This is a genomic window from Amycolatopsis vancoresmycina (assembly GCF_000716785.1).
In the GTDB taxonomy this organism is placed as follows: Bacteria; Actinomycetota; Actinomycetes; order Mycobacteriales; family Pseudonocardiaceae; genus Amycolatopsis; species Amycolatopsis vancoresmycina.
Genome location: NZ_JNYY01000004.1, coordinates 435,668 through 460,051, shown reverse-complemented (window position 1 = coordinate 460,051; position 24,384 = coordinate 435,668). Strand labels below are relative to the sequence as shown.

The window sequence follows — 24,384 nt, the reverse complement described above, 5'->3', positions numbered from 1 at the left end:
GGCCCAACCTGGCCCCGGCCCAACCTGGCCCCGGCCCAACCTGGCCCCGGCCCAACCTGGCCCCGGCCCAACCTGGCCCCGGCCCAACCTGGCCTCGGACCAGCCCGGCCTCGGACCAGCCCGGCCCGTCCTCAACTCGCCGCCAGTTCGTCCCCCTTCCGCACCGCAGGCAGAGCCGCCGGGCTCCCCGACGCCTCGGTCAGCGGCGCCACCGTCGCCCGGAACGTCTCCAGCGCCTCCAGCTCCCGCCGCCGCGCCGACAGGAACCGCTGCAAATGCGTGCTGGTCAGGTTCAACGCCTCCACCGCGCCACCCGCCGCCCGGTGGGCCGCCGCTGCTCCCGCTCGCACCTGCTCCACGTCCGCCTCCAGCGTGCGGTCGCTCGCCGCGAACAGCGCCGCCGAGGCCAGTACCCCGAAGCCCGTCGGGCCGCACAGGAACACCCGGCGGTCGATCAGCCAGCGCAGCAGCTCCGGGTCCGTGTCCAGCGCCGCGACCACCGCCGCGTCCGAGGGGACGAACATGATCGTTCCGTAGATCGCGTCCGCCCAGCGCTGGTAGCCCTTGCCCGCCAGCTCCGCCGCGCGTGAGCGGATCTGCCGCACGTGCGCGCGCAACGCGTCCAGGCGCTCGTCCGGGTCGTCCGTCTCCACCGCCTCGGACCACGTCGCCATGCTCGCCTTCGCGTCCACCGGGACCGTGCGGTCGCCGCCCACGCGCAGCACCATGTCCGGTTTCGCCGAGCCGCCGCCACCCAGGTCCGTCTGCAGCGTGAAGTGCAGGTCCTCGCGCAGCCCGAGTGCGCGCGCCGTCTCGACCAGCACCTGCTCGCCCAGCTCGCCGCGCCCGCTGATCGAGGCGAACGCGACCTCGTAGCGCCGCAGGGCCAGCTGCTGCTGGTCCGCCTTGGCCCGCTCGGCCGCCACCAGCCGGGCCGCCGCGTCCGCCCGGCGCATCCCGTCCTGGTACAGCCGCCACAACAGCGCGACGGCGAACAGCAGCAGGACCGCCAGCACGATCGCCGCCGTCGTCAGCACTGTCGCCATTTCGCCTCCTCCATCCGAACTCCGGCTCGCAGACATCATGGCGGACACCACCGACAAAAACCGCACCCGAACCGTCGCTCTGGGTAGCTGACCTGCGAACACATCGATTCGCGGCAGGGCGTGTCCGATCCGGCACGCTCGGGTTAGTACACACGTTCGAGTGAGACGGCGGCGTGCCTGCGCGATTTCGTCGGAGCCGGGTCGTACCTTGGCCTGCGTGAGATTCCTGCACACCTCCGACTGGCACGTCGGCCGCACCTTCCACGGCGCCGACCTGCTCGCGGAACAAGAAGCGGTGCTCGGGCACCTCGCCGACCTGGTGGCCGGCGAGGCGATCGACGCCGTCCTGGTGGCAGGGGACATCTACGACCGCGCGGTGCCCTCCGCCGAAGCCGTGCGGGTGGCCACGAAAGCCGTCGCCCGGATCCGCGCGGCGGGCGCGCAACTGGTCGTCACGCCGGGAAACCACGACTCGGCGCCCCGCCTCGGCGCCTTCGCGGAGTTCGCCGCGGCGGGCGGCCTGCACCTGCGCACCACCGTCGCCGGCCTGGCCGAACCGGTGCTGTTCGAGGACGCCGGCGGCTCGGTCGCCGTCTACGGAATCCCTTACCTGGAACCGGAACCCGCGCGGCACGCCCTCGGCGTGCCGGAGGCGCGCGGCCACACCGGCGTGCTCACCGAGGCCATGCGCCGGATCCGCGCGGACCTCGAAACCCGGCCGGGCGCGCGGTCCCTGGTGCTCGCGCACGCGTTCGTCACCGGCGGCGAACCGGCCGACAGCGAACGGACCATCGCGGTCGGCGGGGTCGAGCAGGTCCCGGGCTCGGTCTTCGACGGCGTCGACTACGTCGCACTCGGCCACCTCCACGGCCCGCAGACGCTCGCCGAGCACCTGCGCTACTCCGGCAGCCCGCTGGCGTACTCGTTTTCCGAGGCGCGGCAACGCAAATCCGTCTGGCTGGTCGACTTCGACGAGCACGGCCTGCGCGAGGTCCGGCGGCACGAGCTGCCCGTTCCGCGAGCCCTCGCCACCCTGGAAGGCGAGATCGAGGACCTCCTCGCCAATCCGGAACACGACGTCCACCTCGGCCACTTCCTCTCGGTCACGGTCACCGACCGGGTGCGCCCGGTGGACGCGATGCGGCGGCTGCGCGAGCGGTTCCCGTACGCGGTGCACCTGGAGTGGGAGCCCGCGGGCGGCCACGCCGGCGCCCCGCTGCGCTACGCCGAGGCCGTCCGCGGCCGGTCCGACATCGAGGTCTCGCGCAGCTTCCTCGACGACTGCCGAGGCGCCCCGCCGACCGAGCGCGAAGAGCTGCTCCTGTTCCAGGCCCTGGAAGCGGCCGACCGGGGGGCCCTCGCGAAATGAGGCTGCACAGGCTGGAGGTCGAAGCCTTCGGGCCGTACTGCGCACGCGAAGTGGTCGACTTCGACGTGCTCGGCGCCGACGGTCTCTTCCTCCTGCACGGCGAAACCGGCGCGGGCAAGACGACGCTGCTCGACGCGATCGCGTTCGCGTTGTTCGGCGTGGTCCCGGGCGCCCGCAACGAAGCCAAGCGGCTGCGCTGCGACCTCGCCGAGCCCGACCAGGTCACCGAGGTCGCGCTGGAGCTCACCGTGCAGCGGCACCGGCTGAAGATCGTGCGCAACCCGGAGTACCAGCGGCCGAAGCGGCGCGGCGAGGGCACGACCACCCAGCAGGCCCGGGTGTCGCTGAGCTGGATCGGCGCCGCGCCCGCCGGGCTCGCGCCGGAAGGGCTGATCCGGATCGAGGAGGTCGCGCGCACGGTCGAGCGGCTGCTCGGCATGACCGCGGCCCAGTTCTTCCAGGTGGTGCTGCTGCCGCAGGGCGAGTTCGCCCGCTTCCTGCGCTCGGACACCGCCGAGCGCGAGAAGCTCCTGGAGCGGCTGTTCGGCACCGAGCGCTTCGCCGACGTCGAACGCTGGTTCGCCGACCTGCGTGCCGAGCGCGGCCGTCAGCTGGAAACGCGGCAGCGGGACGTGCGCGAGCTGCTGGCCCGGTACGCGCAGGAAGCGCAGCGGGAGGTCCCCGAACAGGACGTGCCCGAGTGGGTCGACGCCGTGCTCGCCGAGGCGCGGGAACGCGTCACGCAGGTGACAGCGGAAGAGGAACGGGCGCGCTCGGCCGCGCAGCGGGCGGACGCGTACCTGCAGGAAGAACGCGCGGGCGCCGAGAAGATCCGCCGCGTCCGCACCGCACACCTGCGCCTGCTCGAAATCACCGAACAGGCGCCGCAGCGCGCGGAGTGGGCGCAGGAGGTCGCGGCCGCCCGCCGGGCGGCCGGGGTCGCCGTCGAGGCGGACCTGCTCGACCGGCGGACCGCCGAACTGACCGAGGCGGAGCAGGCGGAGAAGGCCCGCGGCGCCCGGCTGCGGGAGTTCGGCACGCGCGCGACCGGCGACCTCAAGGCGCGCGCGGCCGCCGCGCGCGAGGAGGCGGGTGCGGTCGCGGAGCTGGTCGCCGAGGCCGAGCAGCAGGCGCTCGACGTCATGCGGCGGGACGACCGGAAGCTCGCCGCCGTGACAGCGCAACAGCAGGCCGAAGCCCTGACCGCCGAGCTGGCCGCGTTCCCCGGCCAGCTGGCGAAACTCCGCGCGGACGCCCTCGAAGCGGCCGAAGCCGAAGCGAAGCTCGACGGCGCCAAGGCGAAGGTCGACGAGGTGCGGGCCTTCGCCAAGGACGCGGCCGAGCTGCCCGAGGCCCAGGCGAAGGTCCAGCGGGGCGAGGCGAAGCTGCGCGAGGTCGTCGACGCGCACCAGGCGGCCCGGCAGCGGCGGCTCGACCTGCGTGAGCGGCGGCTCGACGGGATGGCGGCCGAGCTGGCCGCCGCGCTGCCCGACGGCGCGCCGTGCCCGGTGTGCGGGTCGGCCGAGCACCCGGCGAAGGCGACCCGGGACGTCGAGCTGGTCGACCCGGCCGAGGAACGCGCGGCCGAAGAGGCCGAACAGGCGGCGGACGCGGTGCGCCAGCGGGTCGTCGTCGCGCTGGAAGAGGCGAAGGCCCGGCTGGCCGGGCTGGTCGAACGGCTCGCCGGGCGCACCGCCGAGTCGATCACCGCGGAGCTGGCCGAAGCCCGCGCAACGGTGGCCGTGCTGACAAGGCAGGCCGCCGCGAAGGCCAAACTGGGACAACAGGTCGTCCTGCTGGAGCGCGACCTGGAAGCGCGAACCGAACGTCTCCGCCGGGCCGAACAGGCGGCGACCGAAGCCGCGACCGACGTCCGGGCGCTGGAAGAACGGCTGGCCGAGCGCGAGCGACGGCTGGTGGCGGGCCGGGGTGAGTTCGCGGACGTCGGCGCGCGGCGGACGCACCTCCTCGGCCTGGCCGAGGCCCTGGAAGCCGTCGCGGAGGCGCGGACGGCGGTCGTGGGCGCCCGTGACCGGGTCGCCCAGCAGAAAACGCTGGTCGAGGCGGCAGTTGCGGCGAAGGGGTTCACGTCGCTGAAGAAGGCCAGGGCCGCGATGCTGCCGGACGAGCAGATCGAGAAGCTCGAACAGGGCATCGCCGAGGCCGAGGCGGCCGCCGCCGGCGCGCGGGCCCTGCTCGCCGAGCCGGACCTGTTCGGGATCTCGCCGGACGACGTCGCGGACGTCGGACGCGCGGCCGACGCGGCCCAGCTGGCCCGGGCGCGCGCCGATTCCGCGTACGCGGCGCTGCGGGTGGCCACCGCGCAGCACGAGGAACTGACCCGGCTGGCAGCACGCCTGCGTGAGACGCTCGCCGGGCTCGCGCCGGCCGAGGCGGAGTACGCCGAGCTGCGGGCGCTCGCGGAGGTCGTCAACGGGCGCGGGCAGAACAGCCGCAAGATGTCACTGCGCTCGTACGTGCTGGCGGCCCGGCTGGAAGAAGTCGCCGTCGCCGCCACACACCGGCTGCGCACGATGAGCCAGGGCCGCTACTCCTTCGTGCACTCGGACGCGGCCGGGGCGCGCGGCACCCGCGGCGGGCTCGGCATCGACGTCCTGGACGACTACTCGGGCACCATCCGCCCGGCGAAGACGCTGTCCGGCGGCGAGTCGTTCCTCGCGTCGCTGGCCCTCGCGCTGGGGCTGGCCGACGTCGTGGCGGGGGAGACCGGCGGCGCGCTGCTGGACACCCTGTTCGTCGACGAGGGCTTCGGCACGCTGGACGCCGAAACGCTCGACGTCGTGATGAACATCCTCGACGAGCTGCGGGCCGGCGGCCGGGTGGTCGGGCTGGTGTCGCACGTCGAGGAGCTGCGGCAGCGCATCCCGACCCGGCTGCGGGTCCGCAAGTCCCGCACGGGCTCGACACTGGAGGTGCGCGCCGGCTGACGACTTCGACAAGATGACGGCATGACCGACCAGCCGCCGAACGGCTTGCCCCGCTACCGCATCCTGACCGGCCCGGACGACGCCAAGTTCTGCCACCGGGTCAGCGAGGCCCTGGAGATGGGCTACCGCCTGTACGGCTCACCGGCGGCGACGTTCGACGGCGACCAGGTCATCGTCGCCCAGGCCGTGCTGTGGCAGGGCGAACAGGGCTGACCGGAGGTACATCCCGGCGTAGGAACACCACGGCGTCCACGCCCGGGCCCGCTCGCTCAGCGACTCCGCCGGGATCCCCAGCGCTTCGGCGCCGCGGCGGACCTCGGGGTCGCCGGTGAGCAGGGCGTCCGGGGCACCGAGGACGCGCATCAGCACGTAGTCCGCCGTCGACGGGTCGACGTACGCCAGCAGTTCGGCGCGCAGTTCGGCCGCCTCCCGGCCGACGTGGACGTCCAGGCGTCCTTCGGCCAGGGCAGCGGCGACAGCGGTGACGGTTTCGCCGAGCCCGGCCGTCGCGACCTGGGCCGCGGTGGGGAAGAGCCTGGTCACGCCCCACTCGCCGGGCACCTCCTCGCCCGGTGGCAGCTCGCGCAGCAGGGCGCGGAGCAGCAGCTCCTCGCCGTCCACCGCACCCGGCACCCGGATCCCCGGCACGGCCGCGACCAGCGGCGCCAGCGCCGGATCGGCGCCGAGAACGCGGGTGACGGCAGCGGGGTCGGCGTCCAGGTCGAGCAGCCGGCGCACGCGGCTGACCGCGCTGCCGAGGTCGCGCAGGTCGGTGAGCATCAGCTCGCACCGCACGTGGTCCGGCGACGGCGTCAGGCGCACGACCCCGGTGCCGTGCGCGAGCCGCAGCGTGCGCGCGTAGGACTCCGAAGTGACTTCCTCGACGTCCGGAATCGCGTTGTCCGCGAAGAAGCGAAGCAATCCCGAAGCGTCGAAGGGCGGCCGGAACGGCAACCGCAGGCTGAGCCGGGTGCCGGTCACGTCGCTCTGCCGTCCCCGTCGTGAAGCAGCGAAGGCGCGAAGCTGCGAAGGCGTCGTCGCGAACACTTCGCGGATCGTTTCGTTGAACTGCCGCACGCTGGAGAAGCCCGCCGCGAAGGCGACGTCCGTCAGCGGCAGCTCGGACATCTCGATGAGCAGCCGCGCCGAGTGCGCGCGGTGCGCCCGGGCCAGGGCCAGCGGGCCCGCGCCCAGCTCGGCGGTGAGGACCCGGCCGAGCTGGCGTTCCGAGTAGCCGAGCCGCCGCGCGAGGCCGGGGACGCCTTCGCGCTCCACGGTCCCGTCGGAGATCAGGCGCATCGCCCGCGCGGCCAGGTCGGCGCGCACGTTCCAGTCCGGCGAGCCGGGCACGGCGTCCGGCAGGCAGCGGCGGCAGGCGCGGAAGCCGTTTGCCTGCGCGGCCGCCGACGTCGGGAAGAAACGGACGTTCTGCGCCTTCGGCGTCGACGCCGGGCACGACGGGCGGCAGTAGATCCCGGTGGTGCGGACGGCCATGATGAACTGGCCGTCGAAGCGCGAGTCGCGGGCGGTGACCACGCGGTAGCAGCGTTCGGCGTCGCGCCAGAGCGAGAGCGTTTCGGTGACCATGCACCCGAGCATGGCAGCAGGTCAGCGCGGTCGCTGGCGGAAATCCGCCACGGCGTTGGGTGCGTGGGCCGCGGCCGGGGCAGCCACGTAGACTGCGGGGTCGTGAGCCTCACCCTCGGTATCGTCGGCCTGCCCAACGTCGGCAAGTCCACCCTGTTCAACGCGCTGACCCGCAACGACGTGCTCGCCGCGAACTACCCGTTCGCGACGATCGAGCCGAACGTCGGTGTCGTGCCGCTGCCGGACCCCCGGCTGGACAAGCTGGCCGAGCTGTACAAGTCGGAGAAGACGGTCCCCGCCGTGGTGTCCTTTGTGGACATCGCGGGCATCGTGAAGGGCGCGTCCGAGGGCGCCGGGCTGGGCAACAAGTTCCTGGCGAACATCCGCGAGGCCAACGCGATCTGCCAGGTCATCCGCGTGTTCGACGACCCCGACGTGGTGCACGTCGACGGCCGGATCGACCCGTCGAGCGACATCGAGACGATCAACACCGAGCTGATCCTCGCCGATCTGCAGACCCTGGACAAGGCGCTGCCGCGGCTGGAGAAGGAGGCGCGGACGAAGAAGGAGAACAAGCCCGCGCTCGACAACGCCCAGAAGGCGAAGGAAATCCTCGACGCCGGGCGCACGCTGTTCCAGGCGCAGAAGGAAGTCGACTTCGACGCGCTGCGCGAGCTGAGCCTGCTCACGACGAAGCCGTTCCTATACGTCTTCAACGCGGACGAGTCGGTGCTGACCGACGAGGCCCGCCGCGAGGAGCTGACGAAGCTGGTCGCGCCGGCCGACGCGGTGTTCCTGGACGCGAAGGTCGAGGCGGAGCTGCTGGAGCTGGACGACGAGGAGTCGGTGCGCGAGCTGCTGGAGTCGGTGGGCCAGCCGGAGCCGGGCCTGTATTCGCTGGCCCGAGCGGGCTTCCACACGCTGGGCCTGCAGACGTACCTGACGGCGGGCCCGAAGGAGTCCCGCGCGTGGACGATCCCCCAGGGCGCAACGGCCCCCCAGGCGGCGGGCGTGATCCACACGGACTTCGAGCGCGGCTTCATCAAGGCGGAAATCGTCTCGTACGACGACCTGATGGAGGCGGGCACGATGGCAGCCGCCAGGGCGGCGGGCAAGGTCCGCATGGAGGGCAAGGACTACGTCATGGCCGACGGCGACGTGGTCGAGTTCCGCTTCAACGTGTGAGCGAGGGCATTTCCGGCATCTAGCCAGCGTCGCCCTTCGTCAATTGGTGTCAAGACATTGTTCAGCAATGGCTGCGCTCCGTGTCGAGTCGATTCTGGGAGCCATCGTGCGCATGTGTTGAACTTGACCACGCGCTGGAGTGCCCGAGCAAGCGCTGAACCGTGACAAGACGTTCCTTCAAAACTGACAGGTTGTTGACAGTCTGGGTTCCTGATCGAGTGAGCCCATGATTGAGCGAGTGTGGAGTGAGAAGGAACTGGTCAGGCGCGCGCGAACCGGCGCCTAGCCGCCCTGCGTCACGTCGAGGAAGCCAGCGGCAACGTCGCGGCGACCTGCCGGTACTACGGCATTAGCCGCACCGTGCTCTACCGATGGAAACGCCGCTACGAGGACAAGGGCCTCGCCGGGCTGAAGGACCGCTCGAGCGCCCCGCTGCACTGCCCGACCATCACTACTCCTGAGGTGGTCGAGAAGATCGTCCAACTGCGGCAGCACTACCACTTCGGCCCGCTGAGGATCGAGATGTACCTGCGCCGCTACCACGACCAGGAGATCGGTCACTCGACGACCTATCGCATCCTCAAGCGCCTGGGCATGAGCCGGCTGCCGGTGTCGCAGCGCTACAAACGTCACCAGCAGCGGTGGGAAGCGGTATGAGAAGCAGCGCGCCGGCCACACCTGCAGATCGACGTCAAGTTCGTCGAGCCGATCACCGCCGAGACCGGCCGGAAGAAGCGGTACAACCAGTACACCGCGATCGACGACTGCACCCGGCTGCGGATCCTGCGGATCTATCCTCGATCCGATCAGAAGACCGCGATCTAGTCCTGGACTAGGTGCTGTCCCGGCTGCCGTTCCAGGTCGACAAGATTCAGACCGACAACGGCGCCGAGTCCGGTCCGCATTCCACTGGCACCTGCTCGACCAGGGCATCGGCCATGGTCTACATCAGGCCCGCCACGCCGCGGCTCAACGGGAAAGTCGAGCGTTCGCACCGCATCGACGCCGAGGAGTTCTACCGCCTGCTCGACGGTGTCGTCCTCGGCGACATCGGCGCCCTCCCACCGAGAAGCTCAAAGAGTGGGAGGACTATTAAAAACCACCACCGCCCCTGCACGGCGGCCTGGCCAGCCAGACCTCATATGAGAGATTACCGCAGAAGACCCAGCCCCTATCCCAGGGTGTCAACGGCCAGAAGCCGCAGTACATCTGGCCCAACGCCGCGTGGTTCAAGGGATCTCTGCTAGTCCAATGCCGCCTGCGTCGTCATCGCGCGGCGAGCTGTGGCCTCCGAACGATCCCTGGGTAGTAGTCAAGCTACCTCCGTTTGCGGCGACCGGCCCAGCTGTGGCATTCTGTGATGTTCAGCTCATTCGTGGATCATCGGAGGTCGGCGCAAGGTGATGCAGTGCCGGTACTGACAGTTGCTGAGGGGATGCTCCGGCATCTGTCGACCTCTACGAGTGCTGCGCTTGCAGGCCTCGCCTCGTCCGCTGCTCGTAACCCGTTTCCGGTGGCCGATGCCATCAGACAGGTGGCCTCTGACCGTCTCGCCATGGCTGGAGATCACCTACGAGCTGGCGACCGTATGTGTCAAGAAGCGGCATATCGCGCGTCGATAAGCCGTCACTACTACGCTATGTATCACACGGCTCGAGCCATAGTTTTCGCCGACGCGAAGGGGGATGATCATCAGCGGCACAATGTGCTTGCCCGTCATCTGCCAGCTGTGCTACCGCATAGATCGCTTCGCGAAGCTCAACTGACGGACGCGCGTCTATTGCGCAACGAGGCAGACTATGAGTGCTACCCTCTCGTAGAGCAATTTTGGGCGTCTGACGCCCAGACTCTAATGGTAACTGCATCGGAATTTGTGGCCGACTTGGAAGATTTCGCACTAGCGCAGGGACTCGTATGAGCACCGATTATGCACCGATCTTGGAATCTGCTCTTCGAGATCTTGACATAAAAGCCTATCGGACAGAGGAACGCTTCTTTCCAGAGGAGCGTTGGTTGATTATATTTGTCGACCCAGTGAGCCTTGCTGCTGCGCAGTTGTCCGCGGGTGACATTGAGCGTCAGCTCAACACCTTGGTCGATGGCGATGGTGCGGAGTTCGCCGTTACATTTCGGGCGCACATTAGTGCTGAAGAAGTATCCAGCGCCAAGGATGAAGAGGCGAACAAGAGTCGCCTGATGGGCCACCAGGTTGATCAATTAGTAAAGCTCCTCGAAGCCCGATCGCGTACATCAGACGCTTTGCCGAGCCTGCGCTATGTTGAAGACCCGCGCGCCAGCCTTGCTGCCGCGACGGCAACTCGTCATCAGATTGTGTATGGTCGCCGAGGTGTTGGAAAGACTGCGCTTCTTGTGGAGTCCAAGCGGTTGGCTGAGCGCGACGGTCACATCACGGCCTGGATAAATGCTCAGGTTCTCAAGGGCTTTTCGGCGTCGGAAGCGTTTCTATTTCTAGCAGAGACCATCCTTGAGACGATCGTTCGCCATGTCGGCTCGTCTATTGCGCCTATTGTAGGAGAGTTGCGTGAGCGTCTGCAGGGAGTTCGACTGCTTCGGGCCGGTGAGGAGGTATCGTCGCGGATTGTCAGTGGTTTGGTCGCCGACATCAACGGCGATCTTCGGCGAGTTCTTCGTCACGACCTCCATCAATTAGTCGTCTATATCGACGATTTTTATCTCTATTCTGCTCATCTTCAGGCCGAATTCCTTGACCTTGTTGCCGCGCTACTTCGTGACTGTAACGGATGGATCAAGCTTGCCAGTATCGAGCGGCTAACCCGACCCTATGAACCGTCGACTCGTGTAGGTCTGGAAGTTCCGCACGATGCGACAAAAATTGACTTAGATGTTACGTTGGAGGACCCTAAGGCGGCTCAGAGTTTCCTTGAAAGGGTTCTCTCACACTACATGGCATCGGCTGGTATGGGCGGAGTCGGCGCGATCGCGAATAGTGAGTCGCTTGGCCGGCTAGTGTTGGCCTCGGGTGGTGTTCCGCGCGACTACCTGAACCTCTTCAGTAACTCCATTGTTGTCGCCAGAGAGCGAGTGAAAGCGCGAGAAATCGGACGTGAGGACGTTGCTGGGGCAGCTGGCCTGTCTGCACGGAGTAAGAAGAGGGATCTAGAACTCGACGTTTCCTCGGCGGAGAGTCCAACGCTTCTGGATTCGCTTGAGCGAATGTCTGAAAGCATTAAGGGTGTCGGTTACACCTATTTTCGTGTCGACTTCGCTCAGAAGATGATTCCTGGTTACGAGGTTCTCAGTCGACTTGTAGACCTGAGGTTCGCGCATCTGATTCAGCCTGCGTTGTCGGATAAGCACTCGCCGGGCACAAAGTACGAGGCCTATGTGCTCGCTCTTAGTGAGTACACAGACGTGAGATTGCAGCGTGGGTTGCAGGTGTTAGATATCGAGGGTGGTACTTGGACTCATCGGCAGTCGGGGAAGGCAAAGACAACTATTCATTTAAGTGGTACCCAGTTCCGTGATCGGTTACGCCTGGCGCCAGTGCTTGACCTCGAGAAGTTGGTTAATGGTGGCCCTAGAAATGTTCTTTTGCACGACGCTTATGAACATACAAATAGTCGCGGCGAGGTTTTCTTTCTGAACTCAAAAGTGGTTACATTGCGTGACAAAAAAACCCAGCGAATTTACTACTTTAGTAAGTCTCTGCAGCCGGATTACGCAACCGGGCTGCCGGCCGGCATGACTGTTCGCGAAAATCCCAAGAATGGTTTTTTGACACTTATACGCGAAGGTGGCGAGTAGTCACTTAATGCGCGGCCGCCATCAGGCGGGGCGGATTGGCAGGTGGCCGCTGTGGTGCTGGCGGCCTGAAGGGGTGTGGGCAACGAGACCTACTGCTCTTTGTGGTTTATCACGCGAGACCATGGGCAAGTTTGGAGGGCGTCGTCGGTGGGCGGATCGCTTTGTCGGGTCGCTCTGCGGCTGGGCTGTGCGCCATTAGCAGCGCCCGCGTCTCGAGCAAAATTTGGTGTCGATTCGTTGGTCGGGGTGTCCGCTGACGTCTCAACTTGGTGAGAATGACTGGCAAGCGTTCGGGTGGCAGGTGGGCTGTTGGTCAGAACTTCAGCAACTAGACCGCTACCGAAGGTAACCCGGCGGGTGTTCCGCTTCAACGTGTGGCGCACTCTTCGTGAGCGTCAACTACTGACTGTTGTTTTCATTGGGCGCAGGATATGCTGCGTTCAATGAAAGCTTCGCCGAGTCTCCTGCCGCTGCTGCGCTCGCGCATGCAGGGTGAGCTGCTCGCGCTCCTCCTGCTGCACCCGGAGCGCGAGTACAGCATCACCGAGCTTGCCGAAGCCTGCGGTGTCTCGCCGACGGCCATCCTGCGTGAGGTCGAACGGCTCGTCGGGGGCGGCATCCTGGCAGACCGGCGGGTCGGCCGGAGCCGGCTCGTCAAGGCCCGGATCGACACCCCGCTCTACCGGCCGCTGAGCGAGCTCATGGCGGTCACCTTCGGGCCGTTGCCGCTGCTCTCCGAGGCCCTGTCAAACCTGCCGGGCGTGCGCGAGGCCTACATCTACGGCTCCTGGGCCGCGCGCTACCGCGGTGAACCAGGGCCGCCGCCCGGGGACGTCGACGTTCTCGTGGTCGGCTCGCCCGATCCGGATGCCCTTTTCGACCTGGCCGAGGGCGTGTCGCGGCGGCTGGGCCGCGAGGTCAACGTCCACCGGGTCTCGCCCGAGTCGTGGGCGGCGGACACGGCCGACCCGTTCCTCACCAGCGTGCGTGAACGTCCGCTGGCCCCGCTGAACCTCGACCAGGAGGCCTGATGCCCCAGTGGAACCAAGGGCGGGACCGGATCGACGCCTTCATCGCCCGCGGTGCCATCGAGCACGTCCCGGCGTCGCGGGAGGCGGCCGAGGCCGAGCTGGTCCGAGCCCGCACCCACCTCGCTTCCGCGCGGCAGCTGCAGGACACCGACCCCGAAGGCGCGTACACGCTGGCCTACGACAGCGCGCGCCGGGCGTTGGCGGCGGTCCTGCAGAACCAGGGCCTGCGGGTGACGAGCCGGGGCGGGCACGTGACCGTCTACGAGGCGGTCCTCGCCCAGCTGGATCCCCCGCTGGGCTCGCTCCTGCGGCCCTTCAACCGGATGCGGGCCCGGCGCAACGAAATCGCGTACCGATCTTCGGAGACGCCGGCGATGACCGCCGAGGACGTGGCGGCCGACGTGCCGAAGGTGCTCGCGCTCATCGAGGTGGCCGAGAAGGCCATCCCGAACATGCCCCGGTACTGATCGTGGCCGGCACCCGCCCGCTCACGCCGAACGAGCGGACGACCCTGGACACGCTGCTCGCGGCGGACTTCCCCGGCGCCGCGGAGCTGCGGGCGCAGGCGCCGACGGCCCGGGTGACCAGCCGCTGTGGCTGCGGCTGCCCCACGATCGACCTCGAGGTGGACGAAACAACACCGTCAGCGCCGCTCAAGAACTCGGTGGCGATCGAAGCCGACGCACCCGGCGGCGGTCTTATCGTGTTCGTCGACGACGGCCGGTTGTCGTGTCTCGAGTACTGGACCACGGCCGACGAACCCCCGGCCGAGTTCCCGCCGGCCGGGAAGATCGTCTTGTAGCGACCTAGCCGAGCAGGCCCAGCAGGGCGATCGCGATCAGCACCACCGCGGGGGCGAGGGCGTTGATCCAGGCGCGCTGGGCGGTGGTGGGGGCGGTGTTCATGGGCGTTTCCCTACGGGCGAACCGATACTTCCGCAGGATCAGCGCGCTGATCATGCCCCGCGTTAGCCGCTGTGATCGAACTCTCAGCCGTCCAGGTGACGGCGGTTGCGGGCGGTGAACCAGAGCACCCCGCCGGCCGCCGCCACCATCGTTGCGAATGCTGCCGTGCCGACCACGATTGCCTGAGTCATCTCGTCTCCCTCCCGAAGGTTCCGGTAACCGAGAGACGTCGAAACGGCGCTATGGTGCACTCAGCGTAGCCGAGATCACAGCACCGAATCGATCTGCGCCGCCAGGTCGAAGTCCTTCGCCGTCAGCCCGCCCGCCGAGTGCGTCGAGAGCCGGAACGTCAGCGTTCGCCAGCGGATGTCGATGTCCGGGTGGTGGTCGGCGGCCTCCGCGAGCTCCGCCACCCGGTTCACCGCCTCGATCGCCTCGGGGAAGCTCGCCAGTTCCACCTCGCGGGAGATCACCGCGCCGGACCGCGTCCAGCCCGTGCGCAACCGTCCGTCGGCCTCGGAGTCGCTCAAGATTTCCGTCATGTCTCCATCGTCCTGCGTCCTGGACTACGCTGCACGGTTGCCACGGGAGTCCGGCGGGTGCCGGGCTGAGAGGCGGGTATCCGCGACCGTTCGCACCTGACCGGATCATGCCGGCGAAGGGAGGGCTTCCCCCTCCTCGTCCGGCGAAGTGCAGGAGGGTAGATGAAACGCAGGGCTGCGACGGCCATCGCCGTCGTCGGCGTGGTCGCCGCTGGGTGCTCGCTGTCGGACGGATCCGGTGGCACGCAGCAGACGCCCACCGTCACCCTCGTGACGCACGACTCCTTCTCGGCGCCGCCGGACGTGCTCGACGCCTTCCAGAAGCAGTCGGGCATCAAGATCTCCGTGCTCAAGCAGGGTGACGCCGGATCGCTGACCAACAAGCTCGTGCTGACGAAGGCCAACCCGATCGGCGACGTCGCGTACGGCGTCGACTCCACCTTCGCTTCGCGCGCGCTCAGCGAGGGCGTTTTCGAGCCGTACACCAGCCCGGAGGCCGACCGCGGGCCGCAGCGCTACGCCGTCGACCCGGAACACCGGCTGTCCGCGGTCGACGTCGGCGACGTCTGCGTCAACGTCGACGTGAACTACTTCACCGCCAAGGGGATCCCGGCGCCGTCGACCTACGACGACCTGGCCGACCCGAAGTACAAGGACCTCCTGGTCGCGGAGGACCCCGCGACGGCGTCGCCCGGCCTGGCGTTCCTCCTCGGCACCATCGCCAAGTACGGCGAGGCCGGCTGGAAGGACTACTGGACGAAGCTGAAGGCCAACGGCGTCAAGGTGGTCAGCGGCTGGGAAGAGGCCTACACCAAGCAGTTCTCCGGCTCGACCGGCAAGGGGCCGCGGCCGATCGTCGTCTCGTACGCGTCGTCGCCCGCCGCCGAGGTCGGCGACGACGGGAAGCCGCGCACCAAGGCGCTGCTCGACACCTGCTACCGGCAGGTCGAGTACGCCGGTGTGCTGGCGAACGGCAAGCAGTCCGACAACGCGCACAAGGTCGTCGACTTCCTGCTCTCCCAGCAGTTCCAGGCGACGGTCGCCGCGAACATGTACGTCTACCCGGCCCGCCAGGGCGTCGACCTGCCCGGGGGCTGGGCGCAGGCCGCGCCGCTGCCGCAGAAGCCGCAGACGCTGCCCGCGGACCAGGTGCAGGCGGGCCGCGAGAAGTGGATCGGCGAATGGCGCACGCTCCTGCAGTGACGACGAAAGCCACTGCGCCACCGCGGACCGCCCGCGGACTCGGCCTGGCGCTGCTCGGCCTGGCCCCGATCGGGTTCCTGGTGGTCTTCTTCGCCTGGCCGGTCGTCGCGATCGTCGGCCGCGGGTTCGCCGCGGGCGGCCTCGGCGAAGTCCTCGGCGATCCGCGGACCTGGCAGCTGGCCGGGTTCACCGTCGGCAGCGCGGCCGCGTCGACGGCCGTCGCGGTGGTGGCCGGGCTGCCGGTGGCGTTCCTGCTGGCGCGCGTCCGGCTGCCCGGCGTCGGCCTGGTGCGGACGCTGGTGCTCGTGCCGTTCGTGCTGCCGACGGTGGTGGTCGGCTTGGCGTTCCGCGCGCTGTGGCCGGACGGCGGTGTGCTGCCGATCGTGCTCGCCAACGCCTTCTTCAACGTCGCCGTCGTCGCGCGGACCGTGGCCGGGCTGTGGGCTCGGCTGGACGCGCGGACGACCGACGCCGCCCGTGCGCTCGGTGCCTCGCCGTGGCGGGCCTTCCGGTCGGTGACGCTGCCCGCGCTGGCGCCCGCCATCGCGTCCGCCGCGGCCGTGGTGTTCCTGTTCTGCGCCACCAGTTTCGGCGTCGTGCTGATCCTCGGCGGCGCCCGGTACCGGACCCTGGAAACCGAAATCTACCTGCGGACGGTGGACCTCCTCGACCTCTCGGGGGCGGCCGCGCTTTCGCTGATCCAGTTCGCGGCCGTGGTCGCCGCGCTGGTGCTCGGCGGGCTTGCCCGGCGGCGCAAGGAAAGCGCGGCCCGCATCGGCTCGATCCGGGCCCGGCGGCCGCAGGGCGGCGAGTGGTGGGTCGTCGGTGTCGCGGGTGTCGTGCTGGCTCTGCTCGTGACGCCGATCGTCGCGCTGCTCGCCGAATCGCTGTCCACAGAGGACGGATGGAGCTTCGCCGGGTACCGGGCCCTGACCGGCACCGGCGAGAAGGGCGCGCTGCAGGTGTCCGGTTGGGACGCCGCGCTGAACTCGCTAAAGGTGGCGATCGACGCGACGCTGCTCGCGATGGTCGTCGGCGTGCTCGCGTCCGTCGTCCTCGTGGCCCTGCGGCGCTCGCCGGCCAGAGCCGCGCGCGGGCTGGGCGAGACGATGGACGCCGTGCTGATGCTGCCGCTCGGAGTCTCCGCGGTCACCGTCGGGTTCGGCTACCTCGTCACGCTCGACGCGCTGCCCGGCGACCTCCGGACGTCGCCGTACCTGGTGCCGCTGGCCCAGGCGCTGGTGATCATCCCGCTGGTCGTCCGGATGGTGCTGCCGGTGCTGCGCTCGGTCGACGTCCGGCTGCGGCAGGCCGCGTCGACGCTCGGCGCGAGCCCGCTGCGCGTCTGGCGCGAGATCGACCTCCCGCTCACCCTGCGGCCGCTGGTCGCCGCGGCCGGGTTCGGGTTCGTCGTGGCGCTCGGCGAGTTCGGTGCGACCAGTTTCCTCGCCCGGCCGTCGGCGCCGACGCTGCCGGTCGCCGTCGCGACGCTGATGGCGCGTCCCGGGGAACTGAACAACCAGATGGCGTACGCGGCCTGTGCGCTGCTGATGCTCGTGACGGTGCTGGCCGTCGCGCTGATCGACCGGCTCGGGGCCGCCCGCGGCGGGGTGGGGGAGTTCTGATGGCGCTGTCGGTGCGGGACCTGACCGTCCACTACGGATCGTTCGCGGCGGTGCGCGACGTCCGGCTGGACATCGCCGACGGCGAGGTGCTGGCGCTGCTCGGCCCGTCGGGCTCGGGCAAGTCGACGCTGCTGCGCGCGATCACCGGGCTGGAGCCGTCGGCGCGCGGTTCGGTGAGCTGGGACGGCGAGGACCTCGGCGCGGTGCCGGTGCACCGGCGTGGGTTCGGGCTGGTGTTCCAGGACGGTCAGTTGTTCGCCCACCGCGACGTCGCCGCGAACATCGCGTTCGGCCTGCGGATGCACGGCGTTCCGCGCAGCGAGTGGGCGCCGCGGGTCGCGGAGCTGCTGGCGCTGGTCGGCCTGTCCGGCTTCGAGCGGCGGCGGGTCACCGAGCTGTCCGGCGGCCAGGCGCAGCGGGTGGCGCTGGCCAGGGCGCTGGCGCCGGAGCCGCGGTTGCTGCTGCTCGACGAGCCACTGTCCGGGTTGGACGCCGGGTTGCGCGAGCAGCTGGCCATCGACCTGGCCGACCTGTTGCGCCGCAGCAAGATCACCACCCTGCTGGTCACCCACGACCAGGAGGAGGCGTTCACCCTCGCGGACCGGGTCGCGGTGCTCGACACCGGCGAGGTCCGCCAGGAGGGTGCGGTCCGGCGGGTGTGGCGCAACCCGGCGGACGACGACGTGGCGCGCTTCCTCGGCGTGACGACGTTCGCCGACGGCGTGGCCGCGGGCGGGCGGGTCCGCACCGCGCTGGGCGAGCTCGCCCTGCCGGACGCCGGCGACGGCCCGGTGCGGCTCGGGCTGCGGCCCCACGCGCTCCGGGCGGCCGCCGAAGGCGTTCCCGGCGAGGTGGTGGCGGCGGTGCACCGGCGGGCGCACGTGCGGCTCGTGGTCCGGCTGGAAAACTCCACTGTGGACGCGGTGGCCCCGGCCACGGCGGACCTGCGGGCCGGGGACGCGGTCCGGCTGGTGTTCGATGCGGACGGTGTCGCGCTGGTCGGCTGAAAGCGCTTATTACTCCGAACGGGGCCTGTTCTCCTCCTGATCGCGGCCTAGAGTGGCCGAACGCTGATCAACGAGGAGCCCTCTGGATGAACATCGACACGGCGTTGAAAGAAGCGATGACCATCACCGGCGCCGTCGGGGCCGCGGTGGTCGACTACGACAGCGGGATGTCGCTGGGGTCGCTGGGCGGCGGTGAGTGGCTGGACCTGGACGTCGCGGCGGCGGGCAACACGGAGGTCGTGCGCTCGAAGCTGCGCGTGATGGCCGCGCTGCAGCTCAACGACGACATCGAGGACATCCTGATCACCCTGCGCCGCCAGTACCACCTGATCCGGCTGATGGAACCGTCCAAGCGGGACACTTCGACGCTGTTCCTGTACCTGGTGCTGGACCGCGAACGGGCGAACCTGGCCATGGCGCGGCTCCAGCTCAAGCGCATCGAAGCCGATCTGGTCGTATGAGCGAAGCTCACGCGGAACGCGCCGCGCTGCCCAAACGCGGGAGCACGCCGGTGGTGCCGGACGCGCGGAGGGTGGCGTCGGCGGTTTCTCCCGAGGACGCGGCCAGGACGAGCGCGGCGCTGCGGGACATCCGCGGCCGGATCGACTGGAAGAACGTCAAGGGACTGCTGGCGGCCAGCCGGGACGGGCTGCTGCTGTGCAGCGACACCCGTGACATCGAGGACGACAGCGTCGCCGCGATGGCGGCCTCCGCGGTGGGCCTGGCCGTCCAGTTCACCGGCCGGGCCGGCGTCGGTGCCCCGCGGGCGGCCATCTTCGAAGGCGCGTACGGCCACGTCGGCGTGTTCACCACGAAGGAAGGCATCCTGCTGGTCGTGCTCGGCGAGCGGGACACGACCATGGGGCTGTTCAACGTCGCCGCGAGGCAGGCGTTGTCCCTGTTCCAGGAGGCCGTCGCCGACCGGCGGGTGCGCAGTGTCCGTGACATCGCACCCGCCGACGGGAACCGCTGACCTCAACCGTCCCGAGTGGACAGCCGGGCGTACGCCAGCGAAAGGCCGATCACGATGTAGCAGAGGGCACGCAGGGCTCCTTCGCCGAGCAGCTGCGTGCCCATCGGGTCCTGCAGCACCTCCGCCGGCGCCACCGACCAGTTCTGCGTCAGCAGGAACGGGTGCAGCCAGTTCAGCGAGGTCAGGAACCCGAGGATGGTGAACACGATGTCCGCCGCCAGCACGGACGCCACCACCAGCATCGGGTGCTCGGTCCAGCTGGAGATGGCCAGCGCCACCGCGCCGACCGCCCACATCTGGAGCACCACCCAGCCCGCCACCAGCAGGATCCGGGCCAGCGCGCCGCCGAGCGACAGCGTCGTGCCCGACAGCGTGAACAGCGAATCCGTGCCGTTGATGATCAGCCCGGTCACCACGCCCGTCACGCACATCGCCAGCACCGCGGCCACCGACACGGTCGCGACGCCGAACGCCTTCACCGCCAGCAGCCGGCCCCGGCCGACCGGGGCGATCAGCCAGCCGCGCAGCGTGCCGTGCGCGGTTTCGCCCGCGATCGCGTCCGCGCCCGCCATCGCCGAAGCCAGCGGCAGCAGCAGCGCCAATGACATCACGATCGCCGCGATGGGCAGCACGAACGCATTGTTGACCGCGGACGCCAGCAGCGCCCCGCCGCCGTTGTCCGGGCCGCCGCCGTTGTCCGTCGGGTCGTTGACCAGCGTCAGGCCGATCCCGATCACCACCGGGATCAGCGCGAGCAGGCCCAGGACGGCGAGCGTCCGCGGCCGCCGGAAGATCCAGCGCAGCTCCGCGGCGAGCAGCCGGGGCAGTGGCACCGTGTCGTGGCCCGTGCGGGCCGCCGGTGCTTCGAGAACCGCCGTCATTCCGATCCCTCCCCGGTGGATTCGGTCAGCCGCGCGAACAGGTCTTCCAGGCCGGTGCGGGCCCGCGTCGCCTCGTGGACCGCGACCCCCGCGCCCACCAGGACCTGCAGCACCTGCGGCGCTTCCGCCGCGGTGAGGTCGGCCCGGACGCCGTCCGGTGTGAGCCGGGCGCCGATCCGGTGCTCCCGCAGCACTTCCACCGCCTGTTCCGTGTCCGGCGTGCGGACCAGCAGGGCCGCGTTCCCGGACTCCAGCAGCTCCGCCAGCTCGCCCTGCGCGACGACGTTCCCGCTCTGCAGCACGGCGACGTGCGTGCAGGTCGCCTCGACCTCGGCCAGCAGGTGCGACGACACCAGCACGGTGACGCCCTCGGCGTGCAACTCGGCGACGATCCTGCGGATCTCCCTGGTACCCGCAGGGTCGAGGCCGTTGGTCGGCTCGTCGAGCACGACCATCTTCCGCGGCACCAGCAACGCCGAAGCGAGCCCGAGCCGCTGCTTCATGCCGAGCGAGTACCCCTTGTACCGCCGTCGCGCGGCGCCGGTCAGCCCGACGCGCTCCAGCGCGGAGTCCACTGCGGACGCGATGCCGGCCGAGGACAGCCGCGGTTCCGCCGCGGCGAAGCGCAGCAGGTTGTCGCGCCCGGACAGGAACGGGTGGAAGCCCGGCCCCTCGACCAGCGCGCCGACGTCCGGCAGCGCGTGCGCGGCGGCGTCCGGCATCGGGCGGCCGAGCAGCTCGACCTCGCCCTCGGTCGGCCGGACCAGGCCGAGCAGCATCCGGATGGTGGTTGTCTTGCCCGAGCCGTTCGGCCCGAGCATCCCGACCACCGCGCCCTGCGGGATGTCGAGGTCGACGTGGTCCACCGCGACCGTGCTGCCGTACACCTTGCGCAGGCCCCGGGTGCGCGCGGCGAGCGGGACCGCCGGGGCGGACGCCTCCGAAGAAACGTCCGCCCCGGACTCGAGAGCCGTGCTGGTCACTTCTGACCCAGCGCTTCGTACAGGACCTGCTCCGGCACCGCACCGGCGGCGAAGCGGCCGTCGTCGGTCAGCACCGCGGTGCCGACCTTCGTGGTGACGAGGTAGCCGCTGCCCCACGTGCCGCTGACCTTCTTGGCGAACCGCTCGAGCAGCGCCTTCGGGTCGGCGTTGCGGCCCTCACGGCCTTCGCGGCCGGACTGCTTCGGCGCCGCGTTCAGCGCGTCCGCCGGGACCTTGCCGGTGACGACGGTGTCCCAGCCGTCGCCGACGAGCTTCGTGTCCTGCTTGGCCTGCTCGGCCCGGTCCTTGTCCGCCTGGTCGATCGTCGGCGTCTTCTCCTGCACCTTGGCGCCCTTCGGCGGGGTGAAGGTGAAGAGGTCGGCCGGCTGCTGGGTGAACTCGATCTCGGTGAACGCGACCTGCAGTGCCGGGGTCGCGGTGCCGTTGCTCAGCACCGACACCCGCAGCGGCATCCGCGTCTGCGAGTCGACGGCGACGCGGATCTCGCGCAGCAGCGTCCGCTCGGTCGGCTTCGGCGTCAGCACCAGCTCGTAGGCCGGCCGGTCGGCGACCGTCGCGGTGCCGTCGACCGACACCGTGCTGCTCTCGCGAACCTTCGCGAGCAGCTCGGTCGACGCGGTCAGCGGGTCGGGCGTCTTCTCGCTGCCCGCGCCCTTCTGCTTGGCGACGTCGGCCGGGATGGTCACCTTCGTCGCGGTGTTCGTCTTGGAGCTGTAGTCCCAGACGGTCGTGCCGTCGTGGACCACGGTCTCCTGGCTGGCCCCCTGCGTGACGGCGAGGCGGCTCTTGCCGGCGCCGTCGCTGAAGATGTGCGCCGAGTCGATGTTCAGCGCCGACGCCCCCGGCACCGCGTTCCCCACCGCGGGCAGGCCCAGGTCGTTGCTGACCTTCACCGTCCCGTCGAACGCCCCCGGCTTCGCCTTGACCACCGACTGCACCAGGTCCTCGGCGCTCACCTGCGGCAGCGCGGGCTTGTCGTCGGCACTGGCCGGCATCGCGACGAACGCGAGCCCGCCGGCGCCGAGCGCCGTGCCGACGATCGCGGCGGTGATGCCCTTCGTCTTCGGTTTCATGCGTCTCTCCCTGTGGTGTTCCCGGGCTCGAGTGTGCCCGGCTCCCTGGCCACGACGCTTCCCTCTCGAGGCTGAGATACCACTGAAGGTTCTCCCTCCCAGGCTGAGATCGCGCTGAGAACGCCCACGCGACCTGCGAAAACCGGCCATGATGAGTCTCGTGAAACCTCGGGTGCTGGTGGTCGACGACGAACCGGGCGTGCGGAAGGCGCTGCAGCGCGGGCTGCGCGCGGAGGGGATGGACGTGGTCACCGCCGCGGACGGCCCCACCGGGCTGCAGCTGGCGGGCACCGGTTCGTTCGACGTCGTGCTGCTCGACATCATGCTGCCGGGCCTGTCCGGCTACCGCGTGCTGGAGCGGCTGCGCAAGGACGGCGTCACCACGCCGGTGCTGCTCGTCTCGGCCAAGGACGGCGAGGTCGACCAGGCCGACGGCCTGGACCTCGGCGCCGACGGCTACCTCGTCAAGCCGTTCTCCTTCGTGGTGCTGGTCGCGCAGGTCCGCGCGGTGCTGCGCCGGGCGGGGCCGGAGGCGGGCCGCGGGACGCTGCGGCTCGGCGCGCTGGCCGTCGACCGCGGGCTGCGGCAGGTGCACTGGAACGGCGAGGAGGTCGGGCTGAGCCCGCGGGAGTTCGCGCTGCTCGAGGTGCTCGTCGGGCGGGCGGGCACGGTCGTGACGAAGGACGAGCTGCTGCGCGCGGTCTGGGGCGAGGAGCAGGCCGTGACGCGCAACCTCGTCGAGGTCTACGTCGGGTACGTGCGGCGCAAGCTGGACGCGGTCGGCGCGGGCGCGTTGCTGCGGACCGTGCGCGGGCACGGCTACCTGGCCTCCGATGCGCAGCTCGACGAGGTCATCACCCCGTGACGTCCTGGTGGCGGGGCCGGTCCCTGCAGGCCCGGATCACCGTGCTGGCCGCGACGATCACCCTGGCCTGCCTGCTCGGGCTGGCGGCACTGGCCGCGGCGAACCTTTCGCCGCTGCTCATCGGCTCGGTCGACCGCGAGCTGTCCGCCGCGCTCGGCCCGGCGGGCGCCGAGGTGAGCGCCGGCCGTCCGCTGTCCGGCGCGGCCCCGGTGACGCTGCGGGTGCTGGACACCGCGGGCACGCCGGTGGACGGCGGCACCCCGGCCGGGCTGGCGCCGCCGGACGTCTCGGCGCTCAAGGCGGGCCAGCCGGTCCAGCGCGACGGGGCGCGCTACCTGGGCACGGTCGTGACCGCGCCGGACGGGTCGCAACGCCTGGTCGTGGCCGGCGCCGGCCTGGTCGGGTTCGCGGCCGCGGTGCACTACGGCGGGGTGTGGCTGGTGGTCGTCGCCTCGGTCGGCGCGCTGGTGGCGGGCTTCGCGACGTGGCTGGTGGTGCGGCTGTCGCTGCGGCCGGTCGCGCGCATGCGGGGCTCGGTGCGGTCGCTGCCGCCGGGGGCCCGGCTGGCGCTGCCGGACTCCCACGACGAGCTGCGGGCCCTGGCGGAGGAGTTCAACGCGCTGCTGGAGCGGCAGGAGCAGGCGGCCGAACGGCTCCGGCGCTTCACCGGCGACGCGGCGCACGAGCTGCGGTCGCCGGTCGCGTCGATCCGGGTGCAGGCCGAGGTGGCGGTGACCAACCCGGATCCGGAGCTGGCGCAGGAGACGCTGTCGGACATCCTGACGGAGGCCGAGCGGCTGTCGTCGCTGCTCGACGGGCTGCTGTCACTGGCCCGCTCGGACGCGGGGGAGGTGCCGCCCGCTTCGCCGGTCGAGCTGGTGAGCGAGGTGCGTTCGGCGGTGGCCCGGCTCCCGGCCGGGGCGCCGGAGACCCGGGTGAGCACGGCGGTCGCGCAGGCGTGGGCGTCCTCGGCGCACGCCGAGGTGGAGCTGGTGCTGGACAACCTGCTGCGCAACGCGTGCCGCTACGCGCGCGGGCAGATCGTGGTGTCGGTGCTGGCTTCGCGGTCGTCGGTCCGGGTGGTGGTCGACGACGACGGCCCGGGAATCGCCCCGGAGCACCGGGAGAAGGTGTTCGACCGGTTCTACCGGATCGCGGACGACCGGGCGCGCTCGTCCGGCGGCACGGGCCTGGGCCTGGCGATGGTGGCGGAGACGGTCCGCCGCCGCGGCGGCCGGGTCCAGGTGACCGACTCCCCGGACGGCGGCGCCCGGTTCGTGGTCGTCTGGCGCGCGGCTGGCACCGGGTCGTGAGTGGCAAGGCGAGTTAGAACGCGCCTTGCCACTCACGACCG

Annotated in this window: 21 protein-coding genes and 1 pseudogene; 16 read left to right on the top strand and 6 right to left on the bottom strand. The window is 70.2% G+C overall.

Annotated elements, in window-relative coordinates:
* Nucleotides 1-131 precede the first annotated feature (131 nt).
* Nucleotides 132-1,046 carry a DNA recombination protein RmuC gene (locus OO60_RS11905; RefSeq protein ID WP_004558722.1) on the bottom strand — a complete coding sequence of 305 codons (915 nt, stop codon included), beginning with the start codon at nt 1,044-1,046 and terminating at the stop codon, nt 132-134.
* A gap of 217 nt (nt 1,047-1,263) precedes the next feature.
* Between OO60_RS11905 and OO60_RS11900 the strand changes: the two genes are divergently transcribed.
* From OO60_RS11900 to OO60_RS11890, 3 genes are read left to right on the top strand one after another with little or no spacing between them, the layout of a single operon-like run.
* Nucleotides 1,264-2,415, top strand: a complete 1,152-nt coding sequence (locus OO60_RS11900) for an exonuclease SbcCD subunit D (RefSeq protein ID WP_004558721.1) — start codon at nt 1,264-1,266, stop codon at nt 2,413-2,415.
* Nucleotides 2,412-5,363 (top strand): AAA family ATPase, encoded by a 2,952-nt coding sequence (locus OO60_RS11895; protein ID WP_033261320.1) that lies wholly within the window; start codon nt 2,412-2,414, stop codon nt 5,361-5,363. Before OO60_RS11900 ends, OO60_RS11895 begins: the two co-directional genes overlap by 4 nt.
* Before the next feature lie 21 nt (nt 5,364-5,384).
* Nucleotides 5,385-5,576 (top strand): DUF1737 domain-containing protein, encoded by a 192-nt coding sequence (locus tag OO60_RS11890; RefSeq protein ID WP_004558848.1) that lies wholly within the window; start codon nt 5,385-5,387, stop codon nt 5,574-5,576.
* On the opposite strand, the gene OO60_RS11885 is transcribed toward OO60_RS11890, so the two are convergent.
* On the bottom strand, nt 5,502-6,962 hold the full coding sequence (locus tag OO60_RS11885; protein WP_004558847.1) for a DNA-3-methyladenine glycosylase 2 family protein: 1,461 nt from the start codon (nt 6,960-6,962) through the stop codon (nt 5,502-5,504). The genes OO60_RS11890 and OO60_RS11885 overlap by 75 nt on opposite strands.
* A 90-nt stretch (nt 6,963-7,052) precedes the next feature.
* On the opposite strand from OO60_RS11885, the gene ychF reads away from it, so the two are divergent.
* The 6 genes and pseudogenes from ychF (at nt 7,053) to OO60_RS11860 (ending at nt 13,754) form a co-directional block, all read left to right on the top strand.
* Complete coding sequence (gene ychF, locus OO60_RS11880; RefSeq protein WP_004558846.1) at nt 7,053-8,135, top strand: redox-regulated ATPase YchF; 1,083 nt, start codon at nt 7,053-7,055, stop codon at nt 8,133-8,135.
* Between the two features lie 288 nt (nt 8,136-8,423).
* Nucleotides 8,424-8,792, top strand: a pseudogene (locus tag OO60_RS47475) (helix-turn-helix domain-containing protein); the annotation flags it as partial.
* 1,257 nt (nt 8,793-10,049) lie between these two features.
* A complete protein-coding gene (locus OO60_RS46405) occupies nt 10,050-11,921 on the top strand; it encodes an ATP-binding protein (protein WP_155849002.1) in 1,872 nt (623 codons plus the stop codon).
* Nucleotides 11,922-12,364: 443 nt separating this feature from the next.
* Entirely contained in the window at nt 12,365-12,952 is a 588-nt protein-coding gene (locus OO60_RS11870; RefSeq protein ID WP_004558843.1) for a hypothetical protein, read from the top strand.
* The gene (locus OO60_RS11865) at nt 12,952-13,419 is read left to right on the top strand and encodes a hypothetical protein (protein WP_004558842.1); all 468 of its coding nucleotides are present in this window, start codon (nt 12,952-12,954) and stop codon (nt 13,417-13,419) included. Before OO60_RS11870 ends, OO60_RS11865 begins: the two co-directional genes overlap by 1 nt.
* 2 nt (nt 13,420-13,421) lie before the next feature.
* On the top strand, nt 13,422-13,754 hold the full coding sequence (locus OO60_RS11860; protein ID WP_004558841.1) for a hypothetical protein: 333 nt from the start codon (nt 13,422-13,424) through the stop codon (nt 13,752-13,754).
* Nucleotides 13,755-14,123: 369 nt separating this feature from the next.
* Here the strand turns inward: OO60_RS11860 and OO60_RS11855 are convergent, their stop codons facing one another.
* Entirely contained in the window at nt 14,124-14,399 is a 276-nt protein-coding gene (locus tag OO60_RS11855; protein WP_004558840.1) for a 4a-hydroxytetrahydrobiopterin dehydratase, read from the bottom strand.
* 162 nt (nt 14,400-14,561) lie between these two features.
* Between OO60_RS11855 and OO60_RS11850 the strand changes: the two genes are divergently transcribed.
* From OO60_RS11850 to OO60_RS11830, 5 genes are all read left to right on the top strand, one after another.
* Nucleotides 14,562-15,602: a thiamine ABC transporter substrate-binding protein gene (locus OO60_RS11850; RefSeq protein ID WP_004558839.1), complete on the top strand. Its 1,041-nt coding sequence runs from the start codon at nt 14,562-14,564 to the stop codon at nt 15,600-15,602.
* Nucleotides 15,581-17,227 (top strand): ABC transporter permease, encoded by a 1,647-nt coding sequence (locus tag OO60_RS11845; RefSeq protein ID WP_420835578.1) that lies wholly within the window; start codon nt 15,581-15,583, stop codon nt 17,225-17,227. Before OO60_RS11850 ends, OO60_RS11845 begins: the two co-directional genes overlap by 22 nt.
* On the top strand, nt 17,227-18,234 hold the full coding sequence (locus tag OO60_RS11840) for an ABC transporter ATP-binding protein (protein WP_033261319.1): 1,008 nt from the start codon (nt 17,227-17,229) through the stop codon (nt 18,232-18,234). The genes OO60_RS11845 and OO60_RS11840 overlap by 1 nt, the downstream gene beginning before the upstream one ends.
* A gap of 86 nt (nt 18,235-18,320) precedes the next feature.
* Nucleotides 18,321-18,695, top strand: coding sequence for a hypothetical protein (locus OO60_RS11835; RefSeq protein ID WP_004560942.1), 375 nt, complete (start codon nt 18,321-18,323; stop codon nt 18,693-18,695).
* Nucleotides 18,692-19,207, top strand: coding sequence for a roadblock/LC7 domain-containing protein (locus OO60_RS11830; protein WP_004560943.1), 516 nt, complete (start codon nt 18,692-18,694; stop codon nt 19,205-19,207). The genes OO60_RS11835 and OO60_RS11830 overlap by 4 nt, the downstream gene beginning before the upstream one ends.
* A 2-nt stretch (nt 19,208-19,209) precedes the next feature.
* Here OO60_RS11830 and OO60_RS11825 read toward each other — a convergent pair whose 3' ends face one another.
* From OO60_RS11825 to OO60_RS11815, 3 genes are read right to left on the bottom strand one after another with little or no spacing between them, the layout of a single operon-like run.
* A complete protein-coding gene (locus tag OO60_RS11825; RefSeq protein ID WP_004560944.1) occupies nt 19,210-20,088 on the bottom strand; it encodes an ABC transporter permease in 879 nt (292 codons plus the stop codon).
* Complete coding sequence (locus tag OO60_RS11820; protein WP_004560945.1) at nt 20,085-21,071, bottom strand: ABC transporter ATP-binding protein; 987 nt, start codon at nt 21,069-21,071, stop codon at nt 20,085-20,087. The genes OO60_RS11825 and OO60_RS11820 overlap by 4 nt, the downstream gene beginning before the upstream one ends.
* Entirely contained in the window at nt 21,068-22,165 is a 1,098-nt protein-coding gene (locus OO60_RS11815; RefSeq protein WP_004560946.1) for a LolA family protein, read from the bottom strand. The genes OO60_RS11820 and OO60_RS11815 overlap by 4 nt, the downstream gene beginning before the upstream one ends.
* Nucleotides 22,166-22,313: 148 nt before the next feature.
* Here OO60_RS11815 and OO60_RS11810 point away from each other — a divergent pair, with 148 nt between their 5' ends.
* The gene (locus OO60_RS11810; RefSeq protein WP_033261318.1) at nt 22,314-23,030 is read left to right on the top strand and encodes a response regulator transcription factor; all 717 of its coding nucleotides are present in this window, start codon (nt 22,314-22,316) and stop codon (nt 23,028-23,030) included.
* The gene (locus OO60_RS11805) at nt 23,027-24,343 is read left to right on the top strand and encodes a sensor histidine kinase (protein WP_033261317.1); all 1,317 of its coding nucleotides are present in this window, start codon (nt 23,027-23,029) and stop codon (nt 24,341-24,343) included. Before OO60_RS11810 ends, OO60_RS11805 begins: the two co-directional genes overlap by 4 nt.
* The last annotated feature ends 41 nt before the right edge of the window (nt 24,344-24,384 follow it).

Bases quoted from the DNA above. Each gene is read 5' to 3' on its own strand.
- OO60_RS11825 (WP_004560944.1), bottom strand. From the start codon at position 20,088: ATGACGGCGGTTCTCGAAGCACCGGCGGCCCGCACGGGCCACGACACG.
- OO60_RS11830 (WP_004560943.1), top strand. From the start codon at position 18,692: ATGAGCGAAGCTCACGCGGAACGCGCCGCGCTGCCCAAACGCGGGAGC.
- OO60_RS11845 (WP_420835578.1), top strand. From the start codon at position 15,581: ATGGCGCACGCTCCTGCAGTGACGACGAAAGCCACTGCGCCACCGCGG.
- OO60_RS11895 (WP_033261320.1), top strand. From the start codon at position 2,412: ATGAGGCTGCACAGGCTGGAGGTCGAAGCCTTCGGGCCGTACTGCGCA.
- OO60_RS11815 (WP_004560946.1), bottom strand. From the start codon at position 22,165: ATGAAACCGAAGACGAAGGGCATCACCGCCGCGATCGTCGGCACGGCG.
- OO60_RS11855 (WP_004558840.1), bottom strand. From the start codon at position 14,399: ATGACGGAAATCTTGAGCGACTCCGAGGCCGACGGACGGTTGCGCACG.
- OO60_RS11870 (WP_004558843.1), top strand. From the start codon at position 12,365: ATGAAAGCTTCGCCGAGTCTCCTGCCGCTGCTGCGCTCGCGCATGCAG.
- OO60_RS46405 (WP_155849002.1), top strand. From the start codon at position 10,050: ATGAGCACCGATTATGCACCGATCTTGGAATCTGCTCTTCGAGATCTT.
- OO60_RS11850 (WP_004558839.1), top strand. From the start codon at position 14,562: ATGAAACGCAGGGCTGCGACGGCCATCGCCGTCGTCGGCGTGGTCGCC.
- OO60_RS11835 (WP_004560942.1), top strand. From the start codon at position 18,321: ATGAACATCGACACGGCGTTGAAAGAAGCGATGACCATCACCGGCGCC.
- OO60_RS11840 (WP_033261319.1), top strand. From the start codon at position 17,227: ATGGCGCTGTCGGTGCGGGACCTGACCGTCCACTACGGATCGTTCGCG.
- OO60_RS11810 (WP_033261318.1), top strand. From the start codon at position 22,314: ATGATGAGTCTCGTGAAACCTCGGGTGCTGGTGGTCGACGACGAACCG.
- OO60_RS11905 (WP_004558722.1), bottom strand. From the start codon at position 1,046: ATGGCGACAGTGCTGACGACGGCGGCGATCGTGCTGGCGGTCCTGCTG.
- OO60_RS11865 (WP_004558842.1), top strand. From the start codon at position 12,952: ATGCCCCAGTGGAACCAAGGGCGGGACCGGATCGACGCCTTCATCGCC.
- OO60_RS11890 (WP_004558848.1), top strand. From the start codon at position 5,385: ATGACCGACCAGCCGCCGAACGGCTTGCCCCGCTACCGCATCCTGACC.
- OO60_RS11885 (WP_004558847.1), bottom strand. From the start codon at position 6,962: ATGCTCGGGTGCATGGTCACCGAAACGCTCTCGCTCTGGCGCGACGCC.